At 58.9% G+C, this 26,267-nt stretch carries 25 protein-coding genes and 1 pseudogene; 6 read left to right on the top strand and 20 right to left on the bottom strand.

Going from position 1 to position 26,267, the window contains the following annotated elements:
- Window positions 1-88: 88 nt before the first annotated feature.
- From uraD to ACMX25_RS04845, 18 genes are all read right to left on the bottom strand, one after another.
- Window positions 89-607 (bottom strand): 2-oxo-4-hydroxy-4-carboxy-5-ureidoimidazoline decarboxylase, encoded by a 519-nt coding sequence (gene uraD, locus ACMX25_RS04930; protein WP_414948418.1) that lies wholly within the window; start codon window positions 605-607, stop codon window positions 89-91.
- Window positions 604-1,554: an allantoinase PuuE gene (gene puuE / locus ACMX25_RS04925; RefSeq protein WP_414948417.1), complete on the bottom strand. Its 951-nt coding sequence runs from the start codon at window positions 1,552-1,554 to the stop codon at window positions 604-606. Before puuE ends, uraD begins: the two co-directional genes overlap by 4 nt.
- A gap of 153 nt (window positions 1,555-1,707) precedes the next feature.
- Window positions 1,708-2,451: an aspartate/glutamate racemase family protein gene (locus ACMX25_RS04920; protein WP_414948416.1), complete on the bottom strand. Its 744-nt coding sequence runs from the start codon at window positions 2,449-2,451 to the stop codon at window positions 1,708-1,710.
- 147 nt (window positions 2,452-2,598) lie between these two features.
- Window positions 2,599-4,101, bottom strand: a complete 1,503-nt coding sequence (locus tag ACMX25_RS04915) for an NCS1 family nucleobase:cation symporter-1 (protein ID WP_414948415.1) — start codon at window positions 4,099-4,101, stop codon at window positions 2,599-2,601.
- A gap of 363 nt (window positions 4,102-4,464) precedes the next feature.
- Window positions 4,465-5,223 (bottom strand): GntR family transcriptional regulator, encoded by a 759-nt coding sequence (locus tag ACMX25_RS04910; RefSeq protein ID WP_414948414.1) that lies wholly within the window; start codon window positions 5,221-5,223, stop codon window positions 4,465-4,467.
- Between the two features lie 291 nt (window positions 5,224-5,514).
- On the bottom strand, window positions 5,515-6,441 hold the full coding sequence (gene ldcA / locus ACMX25_RS04905) for a muramoyltetrapeptide carboxypeptidase (RefSeq protein WP_414948413.1): 927 nt from the start codon (window positions 6,439-6,441) through the stop codon (window positions 5,515-5,517).
- Window positions 6,438-6,998, bottom strand: coding sequence for a tRNA adenosine(34) deaminase TadA (tadA, locus tag ACMX25_RS04900; protein ID WP_414948680.1), 561 nt, complete (start codon window positions 6,996-6,998; stop codon window positions 6,438-6,440). The genes ldcA and tadA overlap by 4 nt, the downstream gene beginning before the upstream one ends.
- Before the next feature lie 2 nt (window positions 6,999-7,000).
- Window positions 7,001-7,411: a DnaJ family domain-containing protein gene (locus tag ACMX25_RS04895; protein ID WP_414948412.1), complete on the bottom strand. Its 411-nt coding sequence runs from the start codon at window positions 7,409-7,411 to the stop codon at window positions 7,001-7,003.
- Between the two features lie 264 nt (window positions 7,412-7,675).
- A complete protein-coding gene (locus ACMX25_RS04890) occupies window positions 7,676-8,440 on the bottom strand; it encodes an ABC transporter ATP-binding protein (RefSeq protein WP_414948411.1) in 765 nt (254 codons plus the stop codon).
- A complete protein-coding gene (locus ACMX25_RS04885; protein ID WP_414948410.1) occupies window positions 8,437-9,297 on the bottom strand; it encodes an ABC transporter ATP-binding protein in 861 nt (286 codons plus the stop codon). The genes ACMX25_RS04890 and ACMX25_RS04885 overlap by 4 nt, the downstream gene beginning before the upstream one ends.
- 1 nt (window position 9,298) lies before the next feature.
- A complete protein-coding gene (locus tag ACMX25_RS04880) occupies window positions 9,299-10,213 on the bottom strand; it encodes an ABC transporter permease (RefSeq protein WP_414948409.1) in 915 nt (304 codons plus the stop codon).
- 51 nt (window positions 10,214-10,264) lie between these two features.
- The gene (locus ACMX25_RS04875; protein ID WP_414948679.1) at window positions 10,265-11,305 is read right to left on the bottom strand and encodes an ABC transporter permease; all 1,041 of its coding nucleotides are present in this window, start codon (window positions 11,303-11,305) and stop codon (window positions 10,265-10,267) included.
- 32 nt (window positions 11,306-11,337) lie between these two features.
- On the bottom strand, window positions 11,338-12,939 hold the full coding sequence (locus ACMX25_RS04870) for an ABC transporter substrate-binding protein (RefSeq protein WP_414948408.1): 1,602 nt from the start codon (window positions 12,937-12,939) through the stop codon (window positions 11,338-11,340).
- Window positions 12,940-13,001: 62 nt separating this feature from the next.
- A complete protein-coding gene (ddpX, locus tag ACMX25_RS04865; protein ID WP_414948407.1) occupies window positions 13,002-13,565 on the bottom strand; it encodes a D-alanyl-D-alanine dipeptidase in 564 nt (187 codons plus the stop codon).
- Between the two features lie 365 nt (window positions 13,566-13,930).
- Window positions 13,931-14,179: a pentapeptide MXKDX repeat protein gene (locus ACMX25_RS04860; RefSeq protein WP_414948406.1), complete on the bottom strand. Its 249-nt coding sequence runs from the start codon at window positions 14,177-14,179 to the stop codon at window positions 13,931-13,933.
- Window positions 14,180-14,266: 87 nt separating this feature from the next.
- Window positions 14,267-15,043 (bottom strand): molybdopterin-dependent oxidoreductase, encoded by a 777-nt coding sequence (locus ACMX25_RS04855; RefSeq protein WP_414948405.1) that lies wholly within the window; start codon window positions 15,041-15,043, stop codon window positions 14,267-14,269.
- A gap of 54 nt (window positions 15,044-15,097) precedes the next feature.
- Window positions 15,098-15,724, bottom strand: coding sequence for a cytochrome b/b6 domain-containing protein (locus ACMX25_RS04850; protein WP_414948404.1), 627 nt, complete (start codon window positions 15,722-15,724; stop codon window positions 15,098-15,100).
- A gap of 336 nt (window positions 15,725-16,060) precedes the next feature.
- Window positions 16,061-16,663, bottom strand: a complete 603-nt coding sequence (locus ACMX25_RS04845; protein ID WP_414948403.1) for a TetR/AcrR family transcriptional regulator — start codon at window positions 16,661-16,663, stop codon at window positions 16,061-16,063.
- A 208-nt stretch (window positions 16,664-16,871) separates the two neighbouring features.
- Here ACMX25_RS04845 and ACMX25_RS04840 point away from each other — a divergent pair, with 208 nt between their 5' ends.
- The 4 genes from ACMX25_RS04840 (at window position 16,872) to ACMX25_RS04825 (ending at window position 19,730) form a co-directional block, all read left to right on the top strand.
- On the top strand, window positions 16,872-17,576 hold the full coding sequence (locus tag ACMX25_RS04840; protein WP_414948402.1) for a glutathione S-transferase family protein: 705 nt from the start codon (window positions 16,872-16,874) through the stop codon (window positions 17,574-17,576).
- Window positions 17,577-17,772: 196 nt separating this feature from the next.
- Window positions 17,773-18,345 (top strand): sigma-70 family RNA polymerase sigma factor, encoded by a 573-nt coding sequence (locus tag ACMX25_RS04835; RefSeq protein ID WP_414948401.1) that lies wholly within the window; start codon window positions 17,773-17,775, stop codon window positions 18,343-18,345.
- The gene (locus tag ACMX25_RS04830; protein WP_414948400.1) at window positions 18,342-18,983 is read left to right on the top strand and encodes a DUF1109 domain-containing protein; all 642 of its coding nucleotides are present in this window, start codon (window positions 18,342-18,344) and stop codon (window positions 18,981-18,983) included. Before ACMX25_RS04835 ends, ACMX25_RS04830 begins: the two co-directional genes overlap by 4 nt.
- A gap of 105 nt (window positions 18,984-19,088) precedes the next feature.
- A complete protein-coding gene (locus ACMX25_RS04825) occupies window positions 19,089-19,730 on the top strand; it encodes a DUF1109 domain-containing protein (RefSeq protein ID WP_414948399.1) in 642 nt (213 codons plus the stop codon).
- Window positions 19,731-19,752: 22 nt separating this feature from the next.
- On the opposite strand, the gene ACMX25_RS04820 is transcribed toward ACMX25_RS04825, so the two are convergent.
- Entirely contained in the window at window positions 19,753-21,345 is a 1,593-nt protein-coding gene (locus ACMX25_RS04820; protein ID WP_414948398.1) for an MFS transporter, read from the bottom strand.
- Between the two features lie 299 nt (window positions 21,346-21,644).
- Here ACMX25_RS04820 and ACMX25_RS04815 point away from each other — a divergent pair, with 299 nt between their 5' ends.
- Window positions 21,645-22,424, top strand: coding sequence for a DUF1223 domain-containing protein (locus tag ACMX25_RS04815; protein ID WP_414948397.1), 780 nt, complete (start codon window positions 21,645-21,647; stop codon window positions 22,422-22,424).
- Window positions 22,425-22,453: 29 nt separating this feature from the next.
- Here the strand turns inward: ACMX25_RS04815 and zigA are convergent.
- Window positions 22,454-23,661 (bottom strand): annotated as a pseudogene (gene zigA, locus ACMX25_RS04810) (zinc metallochaperone GTPase ZigA).
- A 251-nt stretch (window positions 23,662-23,912) separates the two neighbouring features.
- Here zigA and ACMX25_RS04805 point away from each other — a divergent pair.
- Window positions 23,913-26,267 (top strand): TonB-dependent receptor, encoded by a 2,355-nt coding sequence (locus ACMX25_RS04805; protein ID WP_414948396.1) that lies wholly within the window; start codon window positions 23,913-23,915, stop codon window positions 26,265-26,267.

Genomic DNA, 26,267 nt, shown 5'->3' with positions numbered 1-26,267 from the left:
ATGTTTCCTTATAGGATTTTGAAGGTGATGCGCTGCGTTCAGGAATCAGGATATTCAAGCTTGATCAACGTGGATTGATGAACATCGATTAACCAAGCAAATCGTCGAGCCTGAAGCGCGCTATCCGGTAAATCTGTTGAAGACTTTCGCGTAACTCGATGTCGCGACCGTGATGCAAACGGGCCTCGAAATTCGCGATAATGCCGTGGCGGTCAAACCCGCGTACAGCCAAGATAAAAGGAAATCCGAACTTCTCGCGATACGCGGCGTTAAGCGTCTGCAATCTGTCGAATTCTTCCTGCGTGCACAGATTGAGACCGGCGCCGCTTTGCTCACGCGTGGATTCGTCCGTGAGCTCCCCCCGCACCGCCGCCTTGCCCGCAAGCTCAGGGTGAGCGTTAATTAAGGCAAGTTGACGCGTTTCGCCCGCCTGGTCGACGATCGTCGTCATGACGTCGTGAAGCTGGTCGATGCTCGTGAATGGCCGCTTCGAAAGCGCTGCTTCCGGCACCCACGAAGAGTGTTCAAAAATACCGGAAAGCGTGCTGATAAAAGCGCCAGCAGGCAGCCCATTGAGTTGAGCCAAAGTGATCCGCGCGACACTCATGACTTGCTCGCCCCCACCGTGCCTTCATACGGATGATGCTCGCGCCAATGCCGCGCAATATCAACTCGCCGCGTGACCCACACACGATCAAATTGTTCAATGTGATCCAGGAAACGCTGCAACGCACGGAAGCGTCCCGGGCGGCCCAGCAACCGGCAATGCATGCCGATGGACAACATTTTCGGCGCTTCGCTGCCTTCTTCGTAGAGCACGTCGAAGGCGTCGCGCAAATAGACGAAAAACTGCTCCGCCGTATTGAAACCTTGCGGCGTCGCAAAACGCATGTCGTTGGTGTCGAGGGTGTAAGGCACGATGAGTTGCGGCGCCTTCGCACCACCGCTGACCTCCACGTCCATCCAGAACGGCAGGTCGTCGCCGTAATAATCCGAGTCGTACAGAAAGCCGCCATGCTCCGCGACCAGCCGGTGCGTGTTCGGACTGTCGCGCCCTGTGTACCAGCCGAGCGGCCGCACGCCCGTGACGCGTTCAATGGCCTCCATGCCAAGCCGCATATGCTCCGCTTCTTTTTCGGGCGACATGTCCTGATAATGGATCCATCGATACCCATGACACGCAATCTCGTGCCCTAATTCGACGAATGCGCGGCCCAGGTCCGGGTGACGTTCGATCGCCATGCCGACGCCAAATACCGTCAGCGGCAAGTCCCGTTTTTCGAACTCGCGAAGGATGCGCCAGACGCCGGCGCGCGAGCCGTATTCGTAGATGGATTCCATACTCATGTGACGGGACGGATACGCCGCCGCGCCCACGATCTCCGACAGGAACTGTTCCGATGCCGGATCGCCATGAAGTACGCAGTTTTCCCCGCCTTCCTCATAATTCAGCACGAATTGCACGGCAATGCGTGCATTGCCGGGCCAATTCGGTTGCACCGGGTACCGGCCGTAGCCGATCAGGTCGCGTGGATATTTCGATTCATTCGACATAGCTGGATGAGTGCGTGGAAGTCGATGGGGCCGCACACGGTTAAAGAAAGGAAAGACCCGCGCGACGATGGGTCAGTTTAGCGAAAACACATCGTCGCGCCCATATTCATACGCAGATATTGCAGGTCAGGCGAGGTGTATGGTCCGGGCGTTTTATTGGGGTTTCCCTGGACTAAAAGGCGCTAGCGCGCCGTCATACTGCTTCGCCAAGGGCCGGGCATAGTCGCCGCGTTTCGATGTTCGCAGCTTAAGCGCAATCAATGCTTCCGCCCATTTCACCGCGGTTGTCACGCCTTCGATGACCGGCGCGCCAATCGCATCTTCAATCTCGTGGCAAAACTCGGCCATGCCTGCGCAGCCCAGGACGATCGACTCGGCATCGTCTTCCGCCAAGGCCTTTCGGCACTCTTCGATGATGATCGAGCGCGCTCTTGAACCGGGGATATCAAGGTCCAGGACCGCTACGTCAGTTGCACGGACGTTCTTGCAGAAACGCTTCATGCCGTATCGCTCCGCCAAGTGCCAGGACATCGTGCAAGTGCGTTTCAAGGTTGTCACTACGCTAAAACTCGGCGCGATGACGCTTGCTGCATGCATCGCTGCTTCCGCTATGCCGATGACCGGACCTCTGGACAATTCCCTGGCGGCATATAACGCGGGGTCACCAAAGCAGGCTATGACATAACCGTCCATGCCCTCTTTCTCGCCCTTCTCAATCTCCTGCAACAAGGCTAGCGATGCGAGCGCTTCGTCGTAGTAACCCTCGATGGAGGGCGGTCCCATCGAAGCGCTGACGGAAATTATCTCCGTCCCTTTTGACGCTATTTCCCGGGCACAACGGTCCATCGCCAGTGTCATGCGTTCCGTTGTATTCGGGTTAATCAGCTTGATGCGCATTTGATTCCTCTTTCAGTTTCTGCAAGCATCATTTTCATTCGGAATACAGAATATTCGTGCATTCCTTACTTGCATTGCTGCTCGCAGGCACTATCGCATCCCTGGAACGCCTGACGCGATGGCCTGCCTGTCTCCGTACATTACTTCTTAAGCGAAATTCGATACCGAGTTCCTGTCCGCGATGATCCTGTAGAACAGCGCGCCCAACCCTGCTCCTATGAACCACGAGAAGTTTCCGGCACCTTCCAGCGACGGGATCATCACGCAAGCCACCGCGATTGCCGCTGCGGGCAGCAACGCCGCCACCGCGCGCCAGTTCACACCATTGCTATACCAGTAGTGCCCGGTTTCCGACGTCGTATACAACTCCTCCACCTTGAACTTGCCACGCTTCAGCAAGTAGAAATCCACGATGAGAACGCCGTACAACGGTCCGATAAAACTGCCGAGTACGTCGAGCGTATAGTGGATTACCGCAGGGTTGTTGAAGAGGTTCCACGGCGTGATGAAGATCGATGCAACCGCGGCCATCATCCCACCCATCCGCCAGCTGATCAGCCGCGGTGCGACGTTGGAAAAATCGAACGCCGGCGACACGAAATTCGCCACGATGTTGATACCAATGGTCGCGATCGTGAACGTCAACGCACCGAGGATCACGGCCGTCGGTTGATCGATACGCCCCACGGTTTCTACAGGATCCGTGATCAACTGGCCAAAGACGGGCAACGTAGCGGCGGTCGTCACAACGGTGACCAGCGAAAACGCCAGGAAGTTGACCGGCAAGCCCCAGAAGTTGCCCCGCTTTACGCTCTTGAAACTCTTGCAGTAACGCGAAAAGTCACCGAAATTCAACATGGGACCCGAGAAATACGAGACCACCAGGGAGATGGCCGTGATCATGACCGGGACGACTTCCAGACCGTGATATTTCACGCCGCCCAGGTTCAGGCCAATGTTGCGCCAGCCCGCACGCCACACCATGTAACCCGCCAAGATGAACATCACCACGTAGACCGCCGGACCCGCGAAGTCGATGAACTTCTTGATCATCTCCATCCCGCGCCAGAACACTACGGCCTGCAACACCCACAACAACATGAACCCGGCCCAGCCCACTGCCGACAACCCGGCGAAACCGTATTTATGGACATCGGCGTAAGGCATCCATTGAGGCATGAATTTGAGCACCACGATCACCAGCGCGCTCGATGCCAAGAAGGTCTGGATTCCATACCAAGCTACCGCGATCAAGCCACGGATGACAGCCGGAAGATTCGCCCCCAACACACCAAAGGTCACGCGGCACGCAACGGGATACGGAACGCCCGCCTGCTGGCTCGGCTTGGCGATAAGGTTGCACAGCAGGTTCACAATACCGATCCCGATGAGCAATGAAACCAGCACCTGCCAGCTCGTCAGTCCCAACGCAAACAAGCTCCCGGCGAATACGTAACCGCCCACGCTATGCACGTCGGACATCCAGAACGCAAAGATGTTGTACGCGCTCCAGGTCTGATGTTTGAGCGGCGCGAGGTCATCGTTATAGAGCCGGTCACTATATCCGGCAGGATGATCAGGATTGCTACCTGAATCGTCACCGTATGACGGTATTGCAGCACTACCCGGGGTCGCACTGAACTGAACCATGACTTCTCCTTGAATGAGCTCGGCAATCAAGCCGCGAATAGTCGACTTCGTATAGCTTGCGTATAGCAATACGCACCGTCGCGTGGTCAACGCGCAGCGCTTTCTTGTCGGTATGGGCTAAGCCGTCCGGCAGCCACGGGTAATCCCGCGACCGGACGCAATTCATCCACTCAGCACGCGCACTAACGCGCGTGCGTCCACGGAAAAGGCATGGTGAAAGTCCGCGCATTAATTGAATGCGGAGTCTTCAAATTCGTTCGATTTTCAGATGTCTATAATGTTGGCGATACGGGTATTACGTCGCGCCCGGAGAATGGTCGCGCGGAGTTGCTGCAGATCAAACTGATAAATCAAGCCCGATAATCAGGCGCTTTTATCGCGCTCACTGCCCTTCGGCTTCAAAAAGACTTCACGCAGATCGACCGCGCCGCGTGCGGGCCGGTCCAGCATCTTCAGTTCGACTTCCTGCAAGTGCCGCGCCATGAGTTCCGCGGCCCTCGGTCCGTCGCCGGCATCGAGTGCGCGAAGGATCTGTTCGTGATCTTCAAAGCTGCACGAGCTCTTGCCAAGCGACTCATACAACGCCGATATCAGCGTGGAGCGCGCCACCAGTCCCGACAAGCAATCGCACAGCACAGTGTTGCCGGTAAGCTGCGCAAGCTCCTTGTGGAACTCGCCGGACAGCCGTATCCAGGATGAGAAATCGTGATTCTCATAAGCCTTGCGTTCACGTCCGATCGTCGCGCTGATCGACTTGAGCCGGCGCGTGCCGTGTCCGGTGCAGATCCGCTCGACCACCGCCATTTCGATGATCCTCCGCATCTCGAACACTTCGTGCACTTCCTGCACCGAAGGGCTTGCGACGAACGCGCCACGATTCGGTTCAAGATTCACCAGGCGCTCTGCGCCAAGCTGCGCCAGCGCCAGACGCACGGTCCCGCGCTTTACATCGAATACTTCGCACAACTGTGCTTCTGTCAGCTTCGCGCCCGGAGCAAGACGGTGTTCGAGAATAGCGTCGCGAATATTCGCCGCAATCGATTCCGCCGTCGCGGCCGCGACCGAAGCCGCAGTACCGATGACGCTCACCTTCGACAAATCTTTCAGTTTCGTTTCGGACATGATCGTCTTCGCTCTATGTGATACATCTTATGACGGACATAAAAACTGTCAACAATTTCGGAAAAAAAATTTCATCGCGATGGGCTCACCTTCTCTGTCAAATCATGAGAAACCCGTTCTATAAGGGTTAAAAAGAACTCTCTAAGCATTTATAAATAAATTGATGAGCCATTTTGTTGACAATCTAATGCACGGTATTCGTGCGTACGCGCTCAAAAGCGGTGCGCCGAACGAAAAAAACGCCCTTGCGGGCGTTCGTTCGAATCACGTGAAACCTTCGCATGAAACCCGCTACGCAAGGTACGGATAATCGGAAAGTTTCATTTCAAAACCGTGCGACCTTGCCACAAGGTGCGCGGTCGCGCCGAACGGCAACGTCAGCAAGTCGGGGACATGCCCGAACTGCAATCCCGTCACCACCGGAATCCGGATCACTGACCTGACGTGTTCGAGCATCGTCTCGAAGGTATAACCGTTGTCGTACTCAGAGAGCTTCCCGCCCGTGAATTCGCCCAGGACCAGCGCCTGCTGGCGCGCGAGAATCCCCGCCTGATGCAATTGATAAATCATGCGTTCAACGCGATAAGGATGCTCGTTCACGTCTTCGATGAACAGAATTCCCCCCTCCACTGGCGGCATGTACCGGGTGCCGATCAGCGACGCAATCATCGCCAGATTACCGCCCCACAACATGCCGGTGACATCGACGGAATGGACCTGGGGCACGTGGCTCGTCACCTTGAACGACGCATGCGTGATCGCGTTCCAGAAATGTTCCAGCATGAACGCGCTTGGCTCTTCCGCGCCGAAATCAGCCGCGAGCATTGGGCCGCCGAAGGTCTTCACGCCAGCCAGCGCGTACAGCGCCATCTGGATCGCGGTGAAGTCGCTATGGCCGACGATTGCGATTGGCCGGTCTTGCAAGCGGCGCTGCAAACTTTCGTAATCCAGGCCATGAAGAATGCGTGTAGCGCCGTAACCCCCGCGTACCGCCAACACGATGTCAGGCAACGACCGCGCTGGATCCGCGAGCCGGTTCAGGTCTGCGGCACGTTCGCCGTCGGTGCCGCCAAATCGTTCGTAACGACGGTGTGCCGCCGACACATTCTCCAGCCGATGCCCCTGTGCGCGCAGGCGCTCTATCGCGCGCCCAGCGACTTCAGAGTCGGGATAACCCGAAGGTGCAACGAGATCGATGGTGCGTGCCGGGTGGATCATGAGCGAATGGAAAGTGGATCGGTGGAATCAGGTAGCGCGGCGTTGCGAGCATCGCGCGCGTCACGCACGGCGCGCCGGCGTTCGGCAAAAAAACTGCGCAGCGCGTTAGCGCATTCGTCGCCGAGCACGCCGCCGGTAACGCTTGTGTGGTGGTTCAGATTGCCGATGGCGAAGGCATCGACAACGCTGCCGCACGCGCCCGTCTTCGGATCGTGCGCGCCGAACACCACGCGTGCAATCCTCGCGTGCATGATCGCGCCGGCGCACATGATGCAGGGTTCGAGCGTGACGTAGAGTTCGCAACCCGGCAATCGATAATTTTCGAGCGCCAGGGACCCCGCGCGCAACGCGGCCATTTCGGCGTGCGCGGACGGATCATGGGCGCCGATCGGATGATTGAAGCCGGTTGCAATGAGCTCTTCTCCACGCACCAGGACCGCGCCGACCGGCACTTCGCCCAGCGCACGCGCTTGCTCCGCGGCGGCTTGCGCGAGCGCCATGAAACGACGGTCGCGTTCAGCGGCAGCTGCCAAGGCAAGATCGGTTGGGGGGAGCAGAGTCACTTTTCCGTCGCCTCGGACCTGGCGCTCCTGTCGTTGTCCGAGAGACGCTCGGACAACCGCTCGGCAATACGCCGCCGATACTCAAGCGGCACATCAGTACTGCTGCCACGCAAGGATTCTAGCGCCATGTCGAGCGCCAGCATTTTCGCCTGGAGTTTGCGGCGTGTCTCCGGATCTTCGCTGCTGCAGGCTTCGCTTTGCAGATCGCGAAGTGCGCGCAAATGTTCGACGGCAGGCGGCACAAAACCGGCATTTTTCATAATGCGGTTTGCAACGCGGACTTCTTCGGGGACCAGGGCGTCGTCGTCAAACTCGAGAGGCTCGCCCGTACCGGGCAGGTTGTCGAACTCGCCGCGCGCTGCGGCGGCCGAAATTCGCTGTTCAACCAGGGCATCTAGCAGTTTCATCGGCGTTTTAGGTGCCGGCGACCGGCATGTCGAACGTTTGACGAAGAACGTTATCGAGCAGCGAGATCAAGCCGGACTGTCACGTTTTGAGGGTTGCGCTTCGCGGCGTCATTCACACTCAATGGGCCGCCGGCTGCGTGGGAAGCCGCGTGAGCGATCCCGGCGCAATGCGCTACGGGGATGCCTACTACCAGGTCGCTATTCTATCAGGCGGCCCGCCGTGGGAACGGTTCGCGCCGGACAGAGCACATTACAAAACTGGACTTAAGCCGGATCCACGGCCTTGCGTCGATAACCTTCGGTCGCGAGCAACAGGCTTCGTGTGTATTCGTGCGCCACGTTCTGCTCGCGGACGGCTTCAATAGGAAGCTGCTCAACGATCTCGCCATCGCGCATCACCGCGACTCGCTGACATAAAAATCCGACCACCGCCATGTTGTGACTGACGAGGATCATCGTGAGATGACGTTCGCGATGCAAGCGCCGCAGCAGGTTCAGGATTTCCGCCTGCACGGATACATCGAGCGCGGACGTTGGCTCATCGAGCAGCAGCACGCGCGGCTCCACGATCAACGCCCGGGCAATCGCCACGCGCTGGCGCTGTCCGCCCGACAATTGATGCGCATAGCGAAACCGGAACGCGGGGCCGAGGCCGACTTCGCGCAATGCGTCGAGAATGCGCGCATCGTGGCGGTCCATGCCGTTGATGGTAAGCGGCTCGCGCAACGTCTGGTCCACGGTGAAACGCGGATAAAGTGATCCGTACGGGTCCTGGAACACCATCTGCACCTCGCGCCTGAAGGCGCGATCGATATGTTTGCCAAGCGTATGGCGGCCAATCCGCATCGACCCATTGGCGATGGGTACGAGCCCGGTCAGTGCGCGCAGCACGGTGGATTTGCCGGAACCTGATTCTCCGACGAGCCCGAATACCTCGCCCTCATCGACATGAAACGTCGCTGAGCGAACTGCATCGGCGAAACCGGTTTTCGTTTTGAAGCGTACCTGTACCCCGTTTACTTCGATCATGGCGCGACCTCGGCGAACCATGCTGGATCGCGTTGCAGTACCGGCAGTTCGTCTGGTGGATTGCGCAGTGGCGGACTCGCCGCCAGCAAACCACGCGTGTACGGATGCTGCGCGTGGGCAAGATCGCGCGCCGCGCATGTCTCGACCACCCGTCCGCCGACCATCACCAGCACGCGGTCGCAAAACGACATCACCAGCGGCAAGTCGTGGCTGATGAAGATCAACCCGGTGTTGTGCTTCGCGATCATCTCGTCGAGCACCGACAACACCTGCATGGAAACGAGCACATCGAGCGCACTGGTCGGTTCGTCGGCGATCAGCAACTGCGGGCCCGATGAAACCATCATGGCAATCATCACGCGCTGCCCCATGCCGCCCGATAACTCGTGCGGATAAGCATCGGCAACTCGCTGAGGATCGCGAATATGCACGGCCTCCAGCGCGGCAACAATCCGTTCGCGCATGGCCTTTGAATTGAACTTCGGCGACTGTCGCCCGAACGCCTCGCGCATCTGCTGCGCGACTGTCATCACCGGGTTCAGCGAATACTTCGGGTCCTGCAAGATCATGCTCATCTGCGTGCCGCAAAGGCGTCGCCGCTCCTTCGGGCGCATCGCGAGCAGGTCGTGGTTATCGAGGCGCATGGTGTCGGCTGACCAGTGTGCCGATGAGGGCAGCAACCCGAGCAGTGCGCGTCCGGTCAGCGATTTCCCCGACCCGGATTCGCCCACGATACCCAACCGCTCTCCCCTCGCGAGCGTCAGCGAAATGCCGCGCACCGCTTCGGTCAGCGTGCCGTCGTGGCCTTCGAATGCAATGCGCAGGTTATCGATCCCACAGAGGGTATCGGCTTGCATGTCAGCCTCCTTGACGGGGATCGAATACATCGCGCAGACCATCGCCGAGCAGGTTGAACGCAAGGCTCACGAGCAGGATGGCAATGCCGGGAATGGTTGCCACCCACCACGCGTCAAGCAACACGCCGCGCCCGGACGCCACCATGAACCCCCACTCCGGACTCGGCGGCTGCGCGCCGAGCCCGAGAAAACCAAGTCCCGCGACGGTCAGGATAATGCCGGCCATGTCGAGCGTCGCGCGCACGATCACCGACGACGAACACAACGGCACGATGTAGCGCAGCAAGATCCGCATGGACGACGCCCCTTGCAAGCGCGCCACGTGGATGAAATCGGCCTGTACGAGCCGCAGTGTCTCGGCGCGCGCAAGGCGCGCATACGGCGGCCATGCGGTGATCGAGATCGCAATCACCGCATTGATCACGCCCGGCCCGAGCGCCGCCGCGAACGCGAGCGCCAGTACGATCTTCGGAAACGCGAGTGCGATATCGGTCAGGCGCATCAGGACGGTATCGACGAAACCGCCGCAGAAACCCGCTGTTGTGCCGATCAGCAAACCCACTGGCACGACCAGCACCACGACCAGGATTGCGATGCTCAAGGTGAGACGCGAGCCGATCACGAGCCGCGCGAGGATGTCGCGGCCGAGTTGGTCGGTGCCGAACCAGTGCGATGGAGAACCGGGCGGCAACAGCCGGTCGCCGAGCACTTGCCGCAACGGATCATGCAGCGGCAATAACGGGCCGATCGCGGCGAACACGATCATCAGTATCAGGATCACCAGCCCGAATACGCTCAGCGGGTTGCTCGCGAAACGCCGCCAGCGACGGTACGCCAAACCCAATGCCGCCTGCTTGCGCGACGCGGGGGTATCGGTGAGAAGCCACGCACGCCACTCTTTGCTCCGTGGCTTCATTGTGTGAGTGGAATTGTCGGTGGATGGAAGCACGTCATGAGCCTTTGGCAATCATCGGGCACGCGGATCAAACACGCGATACAGCGCGTCAGTCAGCAGGTTGAGCGTGATGAACGTGGCGCCGATCACGAGCGTACTGCCCAAAACCGCATTCATGTCGGCGTTGAGTAACGCACCGGTGAGATAGGAGCCAATGCCCGGCCACGCGAATACGATCTCGGTCAACACGGAACCTTCCAGCAGATAGCTGTATGCAAGTGCAATCACCGTCAGTAGCGGTACAGCGATGTTGCCGAACGCATGACGCCAGATCACGCGGCGCTCGCTCAGGCCCATCGCTCGCGCGGTCACGATGTATTCCTGACCCAGCTGTTCGAGCATGAACGAGCGCGTCATGCGGCTCAGGTAAGCAATGGAATAGAACGCGAGAATGGCCGCGGGCAACACAATGTGAGAGAGCGCGTTCTTGAACACGTCCCATTCGCCCGCCAAAATGGAATCGACGAGCAGGCTGCCCGTGCGGGTATCGACCAGACCGTCGTATAGCGGGTCTATGCGGCCCGGGCCGGATACCCAATGCAATTTGGCGTAGAACAGCAGCAAGCCCATCAGCGCGAGCCAGAAGACCGGCAATGAGCTACCTGCCAGTCCGACGAAACGTGCCACGTGATCGATCCAGCGGTTATGTCTCACTGCAGCCGCCACGCCCAGCGGCACGCCAATCACGATGCCAATGAACGTGGAGAGCGTGGCGAGTTCAAGCGTGGCGGGGAAGACGCGCTTGATGTCGTCTATGACCGGGTTCGACGTCAGCAGCGACATGCCCAGGTCGCCGTGCAGAACATCGCGTACGTAGATCAGGAACTGGACGATCAAGGGCTTGTCGAGCCCCAGCGCCAAGCGCGCCGTTGCATACGCCTGCGCCGACGCGCGCTCGCCCAGCATCGCAAGCAACGGATCGATCGGAATCTTCCTGCCGATGAAAAACGTCACCCCGAGCAGCCCGATGAAGGTCACGGCGAGCATCAGCAGCCAGCGTACTAACAACCAAGCCCGGCGCACGCCGGCGTGGCGCGTGAGCACTAGTTGCAGCCGCTGGAACGCGGTGAGTTGCGCGGCCACGCTTACTGTTTCTTCACGTCACGATACGACACGAGGTCGAAGATCGGGCCAACTTCCAGACCCGTCACGCCCGGTCGCGCCGCGACTTGCGAGACCTTCTGGAACATGATCACGAACGGCGAGTTCGCGAGAAATTCCTTCTGCATCGCCTCATAGCGTTGAGCGCGTTTTGCCGTCGACGATTCCTCCAGTGCTGCCTGAGTCTCCTTCGTCAATTGCGGAATGTCCCACGCATTGCGCCACGCGAGCATCTTGAACGACGATTTGTCGGAGTTGTCCGGATTCCACGCGAAGCCCTGCGCGTTGCTATGCGGATCGATGTAGTCCGCCGACCACTCGCCAATATAAATATCATGCTGGCGCGCGCGATACTTGCCGAGGGTCTGCTTGTTATCGCTTGAAATCAGCTCGACCTTGATTCCGCCTTGCGCCAGATTCGCCTGCACCGCCTGTGCAATCTCACCGTATGGGGAGTCGTTGCGCACATCCATCTTCACCGAGAAGCCATTCGGCACGCCCGCTTTTGCCAGCAGCGCTTTCGCCTTCGCTACGTCCTGATGGTACGGATTGACGTTCAACGCCCCGAGAAAACCCTCGGGCAGAAAGGTCTCGTGCACCTTGTACGTAGTCCGCACGATGTTCTGCTGAATGCCGTTGTAGTCGATCAGCCATTTCATGGCTTCCTGCACATCCGGCTTCGCCAGATTCGGGTTCTTGTTGTTCAGGCCAAGGTACATCAGCGTGGCTTGCGGCACGGACGTCACACGGATCGTGCCCTTCTTCGTCAGCGTCGCGAGGTCATCGGAACTCAGGTCGCGCGCGATATCTATGTCGCCGTTTTCGATCATCAGGCGCTGGCTCGATGCTTCCGGCACATGCCGCAGCACGATCCGTTTCATTGCAAGCGGCACGCGATAACCATCGAAACGCTGCAGCACAATGCTGTCATTCGCGGTCCACTTCACCAGTTTGTAGGCACCCGATCCCGCCTCGTTTGTCTTCAGCCACTCGTTGCCGAAATCGTTGCCCTTCGCGTGCGATTCAAGTAGCTTTCTGTCGAGTACCGATGCCGGCCACGAGCCCAGCACATTCAGCACGAACGTGGGCGCGTACTTCTGGTCGGTGGTGATCGACACTGTACTGTCGTCGATTTTCTTCACGTTCTGCAGCGCGTTTTCCTTCGTCAATCCAATACCTGCCAGCACAGCAGCCGCGCCTTTGTCGAGTAATGCGGTGCGCTGGATCGACCAGGAGACGTCGTCGGCGGTCAGCGGATTACCCGAGTGGAACTTGAGGCCCGGGCGAATCTTGAAGGTGAACGTGAGCCCGTCCTGGCTCACGGCCCAGGATTGAGCAACGTCGCCATTGAAGCGGGCTGGATCTTTCAGATCGACGCGGATCAGGCGGTCGTAAGTGTTTGCGACGTATTCCTGCGGCACCAGTTCGTAGATCTCGCCCGGGTCGAGCGTGGTGAATTCGTCGAGTAAAGTGGCCATGACCAGCATGTCCTTTGGCGTGGCCGCTTCAGCGATTCGCGTGCCGGCAAGCATCAGAGTAGACGCCGCCGCGATGGCTGCCAGCGCGTTGCACAATACCCGTTTCATACTCGCTCCGTGAGAGGTGTTGATGAGATGTTCTGCATGTTGCGTGCGACGGTTTGCTTCGGCTACATGAGGCGTAAGGGACCGCTCTCGGCGTTGTCGATCACTGGGAGTTCGCGCGAGCCCGGCAATTCGTAATGCCACCACTCGCTGGGAATATGGGTGAAACCAGCACCGTGCATCACGCCAAGTAGCAACGTGCGGTTGCGTTGCACATGCTCCGGCAATCCCGGATGGAAATGTTCAGAGGCGATCGACATCTCGTCGAAACCGGTGCCCATATCGAGGTCCTGGCCTTGCGCGTCGACCAGTGTCAAGTCGACCGCCGTGCCGCGGCTATGGTTCGAGCCACGCTGAAGGTCTGCTATGTAGGTCGGGTCGGGAAGGAAGTCCCAGAGCACCTGCTGGGCTTGCGGCGGACGATACGCATCGAATATTTTCAGCGTCATGCCAATGTTGCCTGCCAGCTCAACGGCTTTTCTCAGGGCGGCTTCGGCGGGAGCGAGGAGCAAGCAATGTGCCGTCTTGTAGATCGGCTTGCCCGTCAGGTTGCGATCGGTTGCGTAGACCAGGTCGATCGCGACGCGGTGGGTTTCGGGAGTAATGGCTAGCAAACGGTGATCGGGCATCAGCGGCGTTGGTTTCGAGGCTCACGAGTTCGTGCGGTGCCATTATTGTTTATCAAAATGACCTGTTTGGGGGCGAATGTGGCGGACATGCCGCACTCGGCGGACAAATGCCGCATTCGCGCCTGTGCCGGTATCACGCGACTCTGGATTAAACCCCGCCAAAAATCAGGGGGTGGGATTGGAAGACGGTATGGACGGGAATAGCGGCGCGCCAAGCGACGCTTGACTGGGAGGATGGTCGCCCTGAAGTGGGCAGTGTCTTAGCCGACGCCGGAAGCATCAGCGGAAGGTGAAAGCGCAATCGAAAGCGGTTCGACCACACCCGCAGAACCACTTTCGATGCTTGTAAGGATTACCGCGCGAATTTACTGCGCCATCGCGCCCGAAGCGGCGTGGCTCATGCCCATTGCGTCTTGCTTTTTCATCTTGTCACCCTTCTTCATCGAGTCCTTGGACATCGAGTCTTTCGACATGGTGTCTTTCGACATCGAGTCCTTGGACATGCTGTCCTTCGCCATGGAATCGTGGGCCATTGCGTCGCTTGCCTGGGCGAATGCCATGGAGCCGCTCAGGGCCAACGTTGCTGCGAGTGCTGCGGTGATGAACAGTTTCATATCAACCTCTTTTTGATTAAAAGTATCCGGTCGTGCCGGGGTAAATCGAAGTACCTGACGCCGCGATGTCTCGATTTTTTCGTGACGTCAGGAACCTCCGAACCAGTTGTAGCCCTGGTCGACCCAATAGCCGCCAGGGAATTTATTCGTGACGAAAATCTCCATGATGTGCTTCGGATTTTTATAGCCTAATTTCGTAGGCATCCTTAGTTTCATCGGGTAACCATATTTCGGCGGCAATTGCTGCCCGTCGAAGGTGAACGTCAGCAGCGTCTGCGAATGCAAGGCAGTCGGCATGTCGATGCTTTCGTAATAGTCGTCCGCACACTTGAAACCAACGTATTTCGCCGATGTGTCCGCCCCTACCCGCTTCAGGAACTCCGAAAACGGCGTGCCGCCCCATCGTCCGATCGCACTCCATCCTTCGACGCAGATATGCCGCGTGATCTGCTCGGCTTTCGGCAACGCATAAAGCTCGGGCAAGGTCCACGTCTTCGTGTTCTGCACCAGTCCGCTTACTTTCAGGCGAAAGTCGGAGCCATCGACCACAGGAGCATCATCTACCCCGTAGAACGCGTTGAATGGGAACGGCCGCGTGATCTGCGCTTCCGTGTAAGTTGGCGCGAGACGGTTCGGATCGAAGAGCCAGCCTTGCACGGTATCGTTAAGTCGAGAGACGCGGCTGAGGAAAGTCTCGACGGATTTATCGTCCGAGATGCTGCAGCCGGCCAGCATTGCAAGGCCGCCGAGCGTCACAATTCGTTTGCCGAAGAGGCGCCGGGAAGGCATGTCCAGTTCGCGGCGAACGTCAATGATCAGCGACTCGCGGTCTACGCTCACGCGGTTTGGCTTCACGGGTTTCATGATCGAGATTCCTCGAATCCTTAAGTTACTTTAGCGGGTTAGCGTGCGGCTGAATTAGCGGCCGCGGATCATGGTGAGCAGCGAGCGCGGCACCAGCGACACCATCACGAGATGCACGACAATGAAGGCCGCCAGCAACGACATGGCCGAGAAGTGCACGACGCGCGCAAAATCATAACCGCCCATCAGCTCGCGCAGCAGCGGAAACTGCACCGACTTCCAGATGGCAAGGCCGGACAGGATCAGCACTGCAATATCGAGCATCACGAACAGGTATGCGAACTTCTGCACTGCGTTGTACTTGCTCGGGTCCGCATGCGACAAATGGCCCTTAAGCGCTTCACCCAAGTCATGCAAGATTGCGCGTGGCGAGAGCGGAAAAAACTTGCGCTTGATGCGCCCCGTGACAATGTTCATCGTGAGATAGAAAAGGCCGTTGAAGAACAGCAGCCACATGGCGGCGAAGTGCCATTGCAGCGCGCCGCCGAGCCATCCGCCTAACGTGATGCCCGGCGGGATCACAAAGCCCTTGAATACCGGCGAGGCGTCGTAGATCCGCCATCCCGACAGCATCATCAGGATCGCTGCCAGTGCATTCAGCCAGTGCGTAATCCGTACCCAGACAGGCTGAATAGTCCGCAAGGAGGCGCTTATGCGCGCGGCTTCTGGTGTTGCGTTCATTTGGGCCTCCGTCCATGACTTTGTTTCGTTGGCGGCAGATTGGACTTTCGCTAAAAAGCGATGCGCTCTTTTTTCGTCTGCGAGAGACGCTCAAAACGTGTCGTTCGTTGCTAGTTAATTCGTTCCGGTTACCAACCCGGTTACATCGCTCGACGAAATCTTTTAAGAGCGCGAAACCTGTCAATCCGTGCGCTTATGTGAGTTAGTTCGTCGAGGAAGGCCGGCCGGTTACAGCGAGTTAATTTTTTTACTGCGATCGACCAGAAGCAGTGACTGCGTGACCCTTGAAAAAGGTCAGCGAGGTGATGAAAAGAAGAGCGACGCCAGGGCGGCCGCTCAGTTATTCGACAACAGCCCGCCATCGAGCGACGCGATTACCGGTCGCAAAAGTCCTTCCAGCAATGCCGGTTCCGGCCGGCTACGCGCCAGGACTCGAATGCCCAGCAAGACTGCCAGCAAAAGACGCGCGAAATCTTCAGCAGGTTGCGCGGATGAAATCTCGCCCGTTTGCTGACCCGCGGCCACGCAGCGGCCGAAATAAGCTTCGAGCTTGACGAGCACGCCAGCCACGACTCGCTGGAACTCGGGATCGTGCGGAGCCATTTCCAGTGCCGAGTTCACCAGCATGCAGCCTTTGCGGTCCTTGTCACTGAGCGTGCGGTGGACGATCTCATCGAAGAAGGATTTGATCGATTGAAGCGGCGACAGCGCCCCTTCGAATCGCCGGATGCGATCTTCCACGCTTCTCGACACGTAATGGGCGAGCGCCTTTCCATACAACGCGTGTTTGTCGCCAAATGCGTTGTAAAGGCTCGCGCCCGTGATGCCCATGCTGTCTGCCAGCTCGCGAACCGAGGTGGCTTCGTAGCCACGGTTCCAGAAACACAGGACCGCGGCGTCGAGCACGGCGGCTTCGTCGAACTCCCTTGGCCTTGGCATGCAGTCCTTTAACCCCGTTTATTTCCTTGAACCCGGCGAGATTGCCATTCCATTTTCGATACGATATTCTAAATCGATCGATCTAAAATATAAATCACAACGCGCGTCCGGCGGCAAAGACGGCATTACGCGGGCAAGTCTTACAAATACATTTCATGGCCGCGCGCCTGCGTTTCCAATGCGGCCCACTCCACCCCCCAAGGACGACATGATTCGTTTCTACTTCCATCCGACACCCAATCCCGCGAAAGTTGCGCTCTTTCTCGAAGAGGCAGGCCTCGAGTACAAAGTGTTTCCCGTCGATACCAGCAAGGGCGAGCAGCATCTGCCGGCCTTCAGGAGCATCAATCCGAACGGCAAGGTGCCCGCCATCATCGATACGGACGGTCCCGGCGGAACCGAAGCACGGGTGTTTGATTCCAGCGCGATCCTCTTGTATCTCGCAGAGAAGACCCAGCGTTTCGCGGGCAAGCCTTCGGACCGCCCCGAATTGCTGTCATGGCTCTTCTTTATCAGTTCCGGCGTTGGCCCCTTCTCCGGCCAGGCGGTGCACTTCCAGCACGGCGCGCCCGAGAAGATTCCGTACGCGATCAACCGGTATCGGCGGGAGATCGAGCGTCACTATCGCGTGCTTGACGAGCGTTTGGCAGGACGCGAATACATAGTGGGCGACGCGTATTCAATCGTCGATATGTCCGCCTGGGGCTGGCTGGAGCGTGCGTCGCGCGTGCTGGCGACCGATGCGCCGCTTGCCGCCTTCCCTAATCTGAGCCGCTTCTTCGACGCCATCTGCACACGCCCTGCCGTTGCCCGCGCGCGAGCGGTCGGCCGCGAATTTACGTTCAAGCGCGAGGTGGACGAGGAGACCCGGCGCGCGATGTTTCCGTCGAATTATCCTGAGGCCACGCCCTGAGCAGCAGCTCGCGTGGACCGAAGATTTTCGCGCCCGGCGCGCGACGGCAGCGCAGTTAATACCGACCCCGACATTAAAATCGGGTAGTCTCCCGCCTCAGAACCTATTCCGACTCCATTCCCGCCGACGGGAACGTCGACCTTCGTCGGCCAGGCCGTCGCAATTTATTTGAAGCCCGCTGTAACCCGATTCCGCGATGAAGCGAATAAATCAAAGTGGCTCTGTGCCTAATGTCGAAGAACGGTTGAGAGCCCTGTTCGTTCGCGGGTTGAATGGCGACGCGGCAGCGTATCGAAACTTCCTCGACGACCTGACGGGACACCTGCGCGGTTTCCTGAGAAAGCGCATTTATTACCTGCAGGATGACATCGAGGATGTCGTGCAGGAAATCCTGCTCGCCGTGCATAACAGCCGCCACACGTATCGCCCGGACGAGCCGTTGACTGCCTGGGTACATGGGATCGCCCGTTATAAGTTGATGGATTTTTTCCGCGCGAGATCGCGGCGCGAAGCATTGAACGATCCGCTGGACGACGCGCTCGAGATCTTCGCGACCTCGGATGAAGAACCCGCTGATGCCAAACGCGATGTCGGCAAGCTGCTTGAACAATTGCCGGACCGTCATCGGCTGCCGATCGTTCACGTGAAACTGCAAGGGCTCTCCGTGACCGAAACCGCGGCGCTCACGGGGATGTCGGAGTCGGCGGTTAAAGTGGGCATTCACCGTGGACTGAAAGCGCTGGCAGCAAAGATTCGAGGCACCGTATGAAAACCGAGGACCTGATTTCGCTTCTATCGACCGGCGTAGCGCCAGTCGACCCACGAGTGTCCGCAAGGCGCTTCGGACGTGCAGTCGTATTGGGCGGGCTCGGCGCGCTCGTGCTGATGGCGGTGACGTTTGGCGTTCGGCCTGACATCGCCGTCGTTTCGCGCACGCCGCTTTTCTGGGCCAGGTTCGCGTTTCCGGCATCGCTTGCCGCAACGGCATTGTTCCTCGCGCTGAGGCTCTCGCGGCCCGGGACGACCATCGGCAAATTTTGGGCAATGCCTGCGGTGCCCGTGCTCGTTGTGTGGAGCGCCGCAGTGGCGCTCTTGTGTCTCACCTCGCCCGACGCACGCATACCGCTTGTCTTGGGCCACACGTGGCGTACGTGCCCATTCAATATTTTGTTGTTGTCGGTGCCGGCGTTTGTCGCCGTGTTTTGGGCAATCAGGGGGCTTGCGCCAACCCGGCTAAGGCTCGCTGGCGGCGCAGGCGGCATGCTCGCGGGAACGCTCGCGACGATGGCCTATTGCTTCCACTGCCCAGAGATGAGCGTCGCGTTCTGGGCCGTCTGGTACCTGCTCGGCATGACGCTTGCGACGCTGATCGGCGCATCGCTCGGGCCGCGTTTATTGCGCTGGTAAGTCGCGTTAAGTATATAAATTATGACGCGGGCGTAACCCGGCCACTCCTCGACGCGAATAGAAATCATGCGTTAGCGCGTGTCGTTTCTTATCAGCGGAGTGGTCATGAAAACCAGCGAGTTCGTATCGATGCTTGCAACGGGCATCGTCCCGACCCATCCGCATGTCATCGCGCGACGCTTTGCAACGGCCCTGTTCTTCGGATTGACCGGCGCCGCCTGCATGGTAGTCGCCATCTACGGCGTGCGCGGAGACATGCCGCAAATGCTGACCACTCCCCTCTTCTGGTTGAAGGTTGCGTTCCCGCTCGCGGTCGTAGGCGCGTCGCTGTTCGTCGCGATGCGGCTGTCACGTCCTGGTGCGAACACGGCGATGGCCTGGGTGACGCTTGCCATTCCACTCGTGCTGATCTGGATGACGGCGCTGGTCGTGATTGTTGCGGCTCCGCCGTCGCTGCGGCTTCAGCTTGTACTTGGGAAGACCTGGCAGGTCTGCACGATGAACATCGTGATCTTGTCAGCGCCTACGTTTATCGCCGTGTTCTGGGCGATGAAAGGGTTGGCGCCGACGCAGCCGGTTATCGCGGGCGCGGCAGCCGGCCTGCTAAGCGGGGCGCAAGCGGTGCTCGTTTATACGCTCTATTGCGTCGAGATGACCGCGCCGTTCTGGGGCGTATGGTACGTGCTGGGCATGGCGGTGCCGACGATACTTGGCGCATTGCTTGGACCAAGGGTGCTGCGGTGGTGAAACGAAAACCGATGCCACAGCTTCAACGACTACGCTTCCCCGTATCCAGCCGATCAACCCGCACCGGCGGCACGAACCACGCGAGACAAAGCCCCGCGATCGCCGCGGCAGCGGCCACTCCAAGCCCCACGTGTATCGATTCGATCAACGCGCCGCGCGCTGACTGCATCATCGCGTCGCCGGCATGACCCGCCATGATCAGGCGACCGATCAGCGCCGCCTGCTCCGCACGATCGACCAGCAACTCGGGGCTCGCGAATGACTTGAACCACTGCGTCGCCTGATACGTATCCAGCGACCGGTGCACGCCGCTCGTATAGAGGCGGCCAAGCAACGCGCCTGTCATCGCCGTGCCAAGCATGCCGCCGAACATCCGCAGCGATTGAAGCAGCGCAGTAGCCGCGCCGAGATGATCGCGAGCAACGAGTTGTTGCGAAAAGAGCGTGAGATTCGACGCGACAAGACCGAGCCCGACGCCGCTGAATCCCATGCATGCCATCCACACAAGATGAGGCACAGTCCCGGTGATCGCGACAAGACAAAGCGCGGCGCAAGCGAACAGCGCGAAACCGATATACATCACGCCGTTCGCTTGCTTGATGCGCGTGACGATCCGGTTGTTCACCACGCTGCCCACGGTCGTACCCAGCAGCAATGGCGTAATCAGCATGCCGGAGTCATGCGGCGACATCGCAAAACCGCCTTGAAAAAGCAGAGGCACGTAGAAGACCAGCGAGAACAGCGAGAAACCACCGAGTACGGACATGGCGAACAACGCCGCCAACTTCCGGTCCATCAGCATGTCGATTGGAACGATCGGAAAAGCCATGCGCTTTTCCCAAAACAGCAGCACGACGGCGCCGCCCAAGGTAAGCAAAGCCAACACGCAGGTCACAAGCGTGATGCCTTCATTGGGGACCCATTCGATCAACAGTTGCAACCCGCCAAATGTTGACGCCAGTACCAGCGCCCCGACCCAATCGAGTTTCACCGGAGCGGCTGAACGTGGCCGCCGGAGATTCGGCAGGAAGGCGCGCACGAACAGCAACGAGACGATGCCCACCGGCAGGTTGACGAAAAACACGAGCCGCCATCCACCGTACTGGGTCAGCACGCCGCCTAGCGTTGGGCCAACGATGTTCGCCAATGCAAATGCCGAACTGACAAACACGAGCCATCGCAGGCGAAGCTTTGGGTCTGGGAAAAGATCGGCGACAGTGGCGAACATCGTGCCCACCAGGATGCCGCCGCCAATCCCTTGCAGGCCGCGCGCGATCACGAGGAACAGCATGTTGGCCGCCATGCCGCACATGACCGACGCGATGGTGAAGAGAATTATCGCGGCCATTAAAAACGGCTTGCGGCCAAACAAGTCGCCTAATCGTCCGAAGATCGGGATCGTGATAACCGATGTCAGCATGTATGACGTGGCCACCCACGCATACAGGTCGAACCCCTTGAGATCGGCGACGATACGCGGCAACGCTGTCCCCACAATCGTCTGATCAAGGGCGACCAGCATCGCAACAAACGATACACCGAGCATCGCCAGTACCGACTCGCGGAACGGCAACAACTGCCCGGCTTCAATAGGCGCTGCGATGTCCGGGGTCATGGCGCTCTCCTGATGCTTTTTGGATGATTCAAGCTTCGTTGCGCGGGCTGAATCATCGCGCGCGGAACGACTGGCGGCAAAGGTAGTGTTAGTAGTTCGGTTAATCCTTCGATGCGGTTACACGGACATGCGAACCCGGACAATTTCACGCTGGCTGTAACCGGTCTTTATGAATCACCGAAATAACTATCAGGCCCGCGACTTCTTGATCGGGCGTTCGCCAGCCCGACTTGCAGCGCTTTCATGCCCAACCGCCTCCCGGTCAACGGCCATTCTTCCTGATTCCTTCGGAGTCCGTCATGCGTGCTTCATTAATCCTGTCTCTTGCCGCGTTGCTCGTTGCCTTCTCCGCCGCCACTGCCAACGCCGCCTCCGCGAACGCTTGCAGCGCAACAAGCCCGGAGCATCGCGCCGCGCTTGTCGAACTCTATACGAGCGAGGGTTGCAACAGTTGCCCGCCCGCCGACAACTGGTTGAGCGAACTCGATCATGCCCGCAAGACCAGCACCATCGTACCGCTTGCGCTGCACGTGGACTACTGGGATAGCTGGGCGTGGAAAGATCGCTTTGCGCAGTCCGCATTCACCACGCGACAGCAACAACTGACCTCCACGGGCGGCGGGCATGTGGTGTACACGCCGGAGATTTTCGTAGGCGGACGCGAGTTGCGCAGTTGGTCGAACGACGCAAGCTTCGAGTCGCGTATTCAGCAGTTAAATAGCGAAACCCCGCTCGCTGATATCCACATCGACGGCCATGCTTCCGCACCCGGCCGCGTTGTATTCGACGCTGCATTTACCGCCCGCAAGAACCTTCCCGACGACGCGGTAGCTTACGCCGCCGTGTATGAAAACCAGCTCGTCAGTGCGGTGAAAGGCGGCGAAAACAGCGGCGTTACGTTGCATCACGACCGCGTGGTCCGTCGATGGATTGGACCGGTCCGGATAGTCGACGGCCGCGCGTTAATTAGCGGCGACTATGTATCGGCTGATGGCCACGAAGGCGTGGTGGCGTTCGTCGAGCGCGGAGCGACGGGGGAAGTATTGCAAGTGGCCGAACTGCCCTCGTGCGGCGGCTGATGCTCCAACGCCCTGACCTGGAGCGCGGTTTATTCCGCGTTCTGAGCGTCGTTATCCCACGCAGGAAACGGGTCAGCGAATCGCTGCCATGCCTGCGGGCCTTGCGCCATTTCCGCGTCATTGAGCAAGCACGCGTTCAGGCGTGCGCGTAAGGCCCCTTCATCCATATCGATGCCGATCAACACCAACTCTTGCCTCGCGTCGCCGACTTGCGGGTCCCAATCGTCATCAATCGATCTCAGCGATTCAGCATCTTCCGGCCACCAGGCTTTCGGCACGGCGGCCCACCATAAGCCCATCCCGCCGTGCCGGCATACGCCGCCCGCCTGCGACCAGGATCCTACATAGGTCGGCCGGCTAGCCAGCCAGAAGAAACCTTTCGAGCGCACCACGCCCGGCCATTGACTCGCGATCAATTGCCAGAACCGCTCGGGGTGAAACGGCCGCCGCGCGCGATAAACGAAATGGGTGATGCCGTATTCCTCCGTCTCGGGTGTGTGTTCACCTCGCAATTCCTTCAGCCAGCCGGGCGCCTTGGACGCTTCCTCGAAATCGAACAGGCGTGTATCCAGGACCTTGTCCAGACCGAGCTTGCCGAACTCCGCAATTTCGATGCTCGCCCGTGGATTCAGCCCTTTCAAGATCGTCATCAGGCGTCTGCGATCCGCTTCGCTGACAAGGTCCACCTTGTTCAAAACGATTACATCGCAGAACTCGACCTGCTCGACCAGCAGGTCGACGACCGTACGCGTGTCTTCGTCACCCATCGATTCACCCCGTGTTTGCAGGCTGTCGGCAGAGCTATAGTCCTTGAGGAAGTTGAACGCGTCGACCACCGTCACCATGGTGTCCAGACGCGCGATATCGGACAGGCTTTGGCCGTGCTCGTCGGCGAAAGTAAAAGTCTCAGCCACCGGCAGCGGCTCCGAAACGCCGGTCGATTCAATCACGAGATAGTCAAAGCGCCCTTCCTTCGCGAGCCGGTTCACCTCGAGGAGAAGGTCTTCGCGCAGCGTGCAGCAAATGCAGCCGTTGCTCATCTCAACCAGCCTTTCGTCCGTACGCGCCAGTTCAGCGCCGCCGTCGCGTATCAGCGCGGGTCGATATTGACCTCGCTCATGTCGTTGACGATCACCGCCACTCGCCTGCCCTCCCGATTGTTAAGGATGTGGTTGAGCAACGTGGTCTTTCCTGCGCCCAGGAAACCCGACAAAACAGTTACCGGCAGCTTGTCCATTTCTTTCCGTCCAAAAAGTTCTCGCACAATTGGTAACGAATGTTATAACATTGCATTCACAACTTAGTGAACTTTTTCTCCTTACGGCGATACGCTGCCCGCAATGTCGCCCGCGAGACTTGATATGCCTGCACGAGGCACCTGCCAAAGATCGATTAGGACTACGTTTTAACAACTAAATCAACCCTTGGCGACCCCGCGACGTCAGCGGGCAGCGCACATCTAACACGACACACTCAGAAGAATAATCGATGAAAAATCGTACGCTCATCGCCCACGCGGCCCTATTGTTGTTCGCGCAGATATCCGCCGGACCTGTTTATGCAGCAGGTTCTGACAGCGCCGTGTCAGGCTCCGTCACGGATAGTTCCGGCAAGCCCGTCGCCAACGCCAGCGTGGTCCTGCAAAATGCCAGCGGTGCGTCCGTCGGCGCCACGAGCACGGACGCCAGCGGACACTTCGCAGTCCATCATGTCGCGCCGGGAACCTACGTTGTCGTCGTCGCGGCGCCGGGCTACGCAAGCGGCAGCAGCATTGCGACAACCAGCGAGGGCGCGGATGCGTCCGTGTCGGTGGCGCTCAGCAAGAGCGACGCTATCGATGTGCAGGTCAATGCGAAGCGGCTCGATCGCGCGCGCAACGGCCTGCTGCCTGAAACGGGCAGTAGCGTGTATCGTTTCAACCAGGCCGATATTGACACCCTCCCCGCCGGCCAGGACACGCCGCTTAACCAGGTGCTGCTGCAAGCGCCCGGCGTGGCAAGCGATTCGTATGGCCAGTTACATGTGCGCGGCGATCACGCGAATCTGCAATACCGTATCAACGGCATCATCATTCCGGAGCCAATCAGCGGTTTCGGCCAGTCGCTGGACACGCGCATTATCGACCAGCTCAATCTTTTGACCGGCGCATTGCCCGCGCAATACGGCGACCGCACGGCGGGTATTGTCGATATCCATACGAAGAACGGCGACCAGGGCAATGGCGGTTCTATCGACGTCTTCGGCGGCAGTCACCAGACCATCAAGACCAGCGCCGATGTCTTCGGTAGCCAGGGACCGTTCAGCTACTATTTCAGCGGCTCGCTGGGCGAGAACAATCTCGGCATAGAGAATCCAACGTCAAGCGCGAGTCCGCTTCACGATCACACGCGTCAGGGCGATGCGTTCGGCCTCATGTCCTACATCATCAATCCGCTCACCCGCGTGAGCCTGATGTTCGGCACAACCAGCAACCAGTTCGAGATTCCCAATACGCCCGGCCTGCCGACCGCCTTTACCTTGAACGGCAACACGACGTTCGATTCGAGCAAGCTCAACGAGACACAATCCGAACTCAACGAGTTCGCGATCGTCGCGCTGCAAGGTACCAACGGTGGTGCGCTGGACTATCAGGTCGCACTCTTCACGCGCTACTCGCGCACCCAATTCAATCCTGATCCTGTAGGCGATTTGCTGTTCAATGGCGTCGCAGCAAACGATTTTCACAGCGACAGCGCCAACGGAGTACAGGCGGATACGACCTATCGGCTCAATGAAAACCACACGCTTCGTGCTGGCATTTCGTTCCAACAAGAACATGCGGTCTTTGACAATAACCTGAGCGTCTTCCCCGCCGATGCCGACGGCAACCAGCTCTCCGACCAGCCGTTCAACGTACCTGATTCGAGCAGCAAGACGGGTTATCTGTATAGCGCGTACATTCAGGACGAGTGGAAACTCACCGATAAACTCACGATCAACTACGGCCTGCGCTACGACAAGATGGACGAGTACGTCAGCGCAAGTCAGCTGAGTCCGCGCGTGGGTCTCGTCTATGCGTTGACGCCGTCAACAACAGTTCACGCCGGCTATTCCCGCTATTTCACACCGCCTGCGTTCGAGCTTGTGTCGGGCGAAGACATTGCGCGCTTTGCCGGCACGACCGCTCAGACATCGGCCCAAAACGATCCCGTACAACCGGAACGCAGCAACTATTTCGATCTTGGCATCACTCAGCGATTGAGTTCGACTCTCACGGTAGGCGTGGATGCCTATTATAAAAAATCGACGAACCTGCTCGACGAAGGACAGTTCGGCACTGCACTGATCTTCACGCCTTTCAACTATCAATACGGCCGCGTTTACGGGGTCGAGCTCACCAGCAACTATAAGCAGGGCAATATTTCGGCGTACATGAACGTCGCGTTCAGCCGCGCGCAGGGCAAGGACATCGACTCGGCGCAGTTCAATTTCGACGCCGATGAACTCGCCTTCATCAGCAACCACTACGTGTTCCTCGATCACGACCAGCGCGTGACCGCTTCGTTCGGCGGCGCTTACCAGTTGGGCAAGACCACCTTCACTTTCGATGGCATTGTGGGTAGCGGCCTGCGCAGCGGCTTCGCCAACACGGACCGCTTGCCTGTGTACACGCAGGTCAATCTCGGCGTGATCCATCACTTCAACTTCAACGACCCGCTGATCGGCAAGTTCGACGCACGCCTGTTACTAATCAACGCGTTCAACCGCGTCTATGAGTTGCGCGATGGCTCGGGCATTGGCGTGGGCGCGCCGCAGTATGGCCCGCACATTGCCGTCTACGCGGGCATCACGAAGAATTTTTAA

Origin of the sequence: Caballeronia eucalypticola, from assembly GCF_047608185.1 — a bacterium.
Taxonomy (GTDB): domain Bacteria; phylum Pseudomonadota; class Gammaproteobacteria; order Burkholderiales; family Burkholderiaceae; genus Caballeronia.
This window is presented reverse-complemented; position numbering and strand designations above follow the sequence as displayed.

Excerpts from the sequence above, each read along its gene's own strand:
- ACMX25_RS04855 (WP_414948405.1), bottom strand. The coding sequence starts at position 15,043 with ATGAAACCCGTGAAGCCAAACCGCGTGAGCGTAGACCGCGAGTCGCTG.
- ACMX25_RS04805 (WP_414948396.1), top strand. The coding sequence starts at position 23,913 with ATGAAAAATCGTACGCTCATCGCCCACGCGGCCCTATTGTTGTTCGCG.
- ACMX25_RS04895 (WP_414948412.1), bottom strand. The coding sequence starts at position 7,411 with ATGAAACTGCTAGATGCCCTGGTTGAACAGCGAATTTCGGCCGCCGCA.
- ACMX25_RS04850 (WP_414948404.1), bottom strand. The coding sequence starts at position 15,724 with ATGAACGCAACACCAGAAGCCGCGCGCATAAGCGCCTCCTTGCGGACT.
- ACMX25_RS04885 (WP_414948410.1), bottom strand. The coding sequence starts at position 9,297 with ATGCAAGCCGATACCCTCTGTGGGATCGATAACCTGCGCATTGCATTC.
- ACMX25_RS04835 (WP_414948401.1), top strand. The coding sequence starts at position 17,773 with ATGAAGCGAATAAATCAAAGTGGCTCTGTGCCTAATGTCGAAGAACGG.
- ACMX25_RS04880 (WP_414948409.1), bottom strand. The coding sequence starts at position 10,213 with ATGAAGCCACGGAGCAAAGAGTGGCGTGCGTGGCTTCTCACCGATACC.
- ldcA (WP_414948413.1), bottom strand. The coding sequence starts at position 6,441 with ATGATCCACCCGGCACGCACCATCGATCTCGTTGCACCTTCGGGTTAT.
- ACMX25_RS04840 (WP_414948402.1), top strand. The coding sequence starts at position 16,872 with ATGATTCGTTTCTACTTCCATCCGACACCCAATCCCGCGAAAGTTGCG.
- ddpX (WP_414948407.1), bottom strand. The coding sequence starts at position 13,565 with ATGCCCGATCACCGTTTGCTAGCCATTACTCCCGAAACCCACCGCGTC.
- ACMX25_RS04910 (WP_414948414.1), bottom strand. The coding sequence starts at position 5,223 with ATGTCCGAAACGAAACTGAAAGATTTGTCGAAGGTGAGCGTCATCGGT.
- ACMX25_RS04860 (WP_414948406.1), bottom strand. The coding sequence starts at position 14,179 with ATGAAACTGTTCATCACCGCAGCACTCGCAGCAACGTTGGCCCTGAGC.
- ACMX25_RS04890 (WP_414948411.1), bottom strand. The coding sequence starts at position 8,440 with ATGATCGAAGTAAACGGGGTACAGGTACGCTTCAAAACGAAAACCGGT.
- ACMX25_RS04915 (WP_414948415.1), bottom strand. The coding sequence starts at position 4,101 with ATGGTTCAGTTCAGTGCGACCCCGGGTAGTGCTGCAATACCGTCATAC.
- ACMX25_RS04820 (WP_414948398.1), bottom strand. The coding sequence starts at position 21,345 with ATGACCCCGGACATCGCAGCGCCTATTGAAGCCGGGCAGTTGTTGCCG.
- ACMX25_RS04845 (WP_414948403.1), bottom strand. The coding sequence starts at position 16,663 with ATGCCAAGGCCAAGGGAGTTCGACGAAGCCGCCGTGCTCGACGCCGCG.
- ACMX25_RS04815 (WP_414948397.1), top strand. The coding sequence starts at position 21,645 with ATGCGTGCTTCATTAATCCTGTCTCTTGCCGCGTTGCTCGTTGCCTTC.
- ACMX25_RS04870 (WP_414948408.1), bottom strand. The coding sequence starts at position 12,939 with ATGAAACGGGTATTGTGCAACGCGCTGGCAGCCATCGCGGCGGCGTCT.
- ACMX25_RS04920 (WP_414948416.1), bottom strand. The coding sequence starts at position 2,451 with ATGCGCATCAAGCTGATTAACCCGAATACAACGGAACGCATGACACTG.
- uraD (WP_414948418.1), bottom strand. The coding sequence starts at position 607 with ATGAGTGTCGCGCGGATCACTTTGGCTCAACTCAATGGGCTGCCTGCT.
- ACMX25_RS04830 (WP_414948400.1), top strand. The coding sequence starts at position 18,342 with ATGAAAACCGAGGACCTGATTTCGCTTCTATCGACCGGCGTAGCGCCA.
- ACMX25_RS04825 (WP_414948399.1), top strand. The coding sequence starts at position 19,089 with ATGAAAACCAGCGAGTTCGTATCGATGCTTGCAACGGGCATCGTCCCG.
- puuE (WP_414948417.1), bottom strand. The coding sequence starts at position 1,554 with ATGTCGAATGAATCGAAATATCCACGCGACCTGATCGGCTACGGCCGG.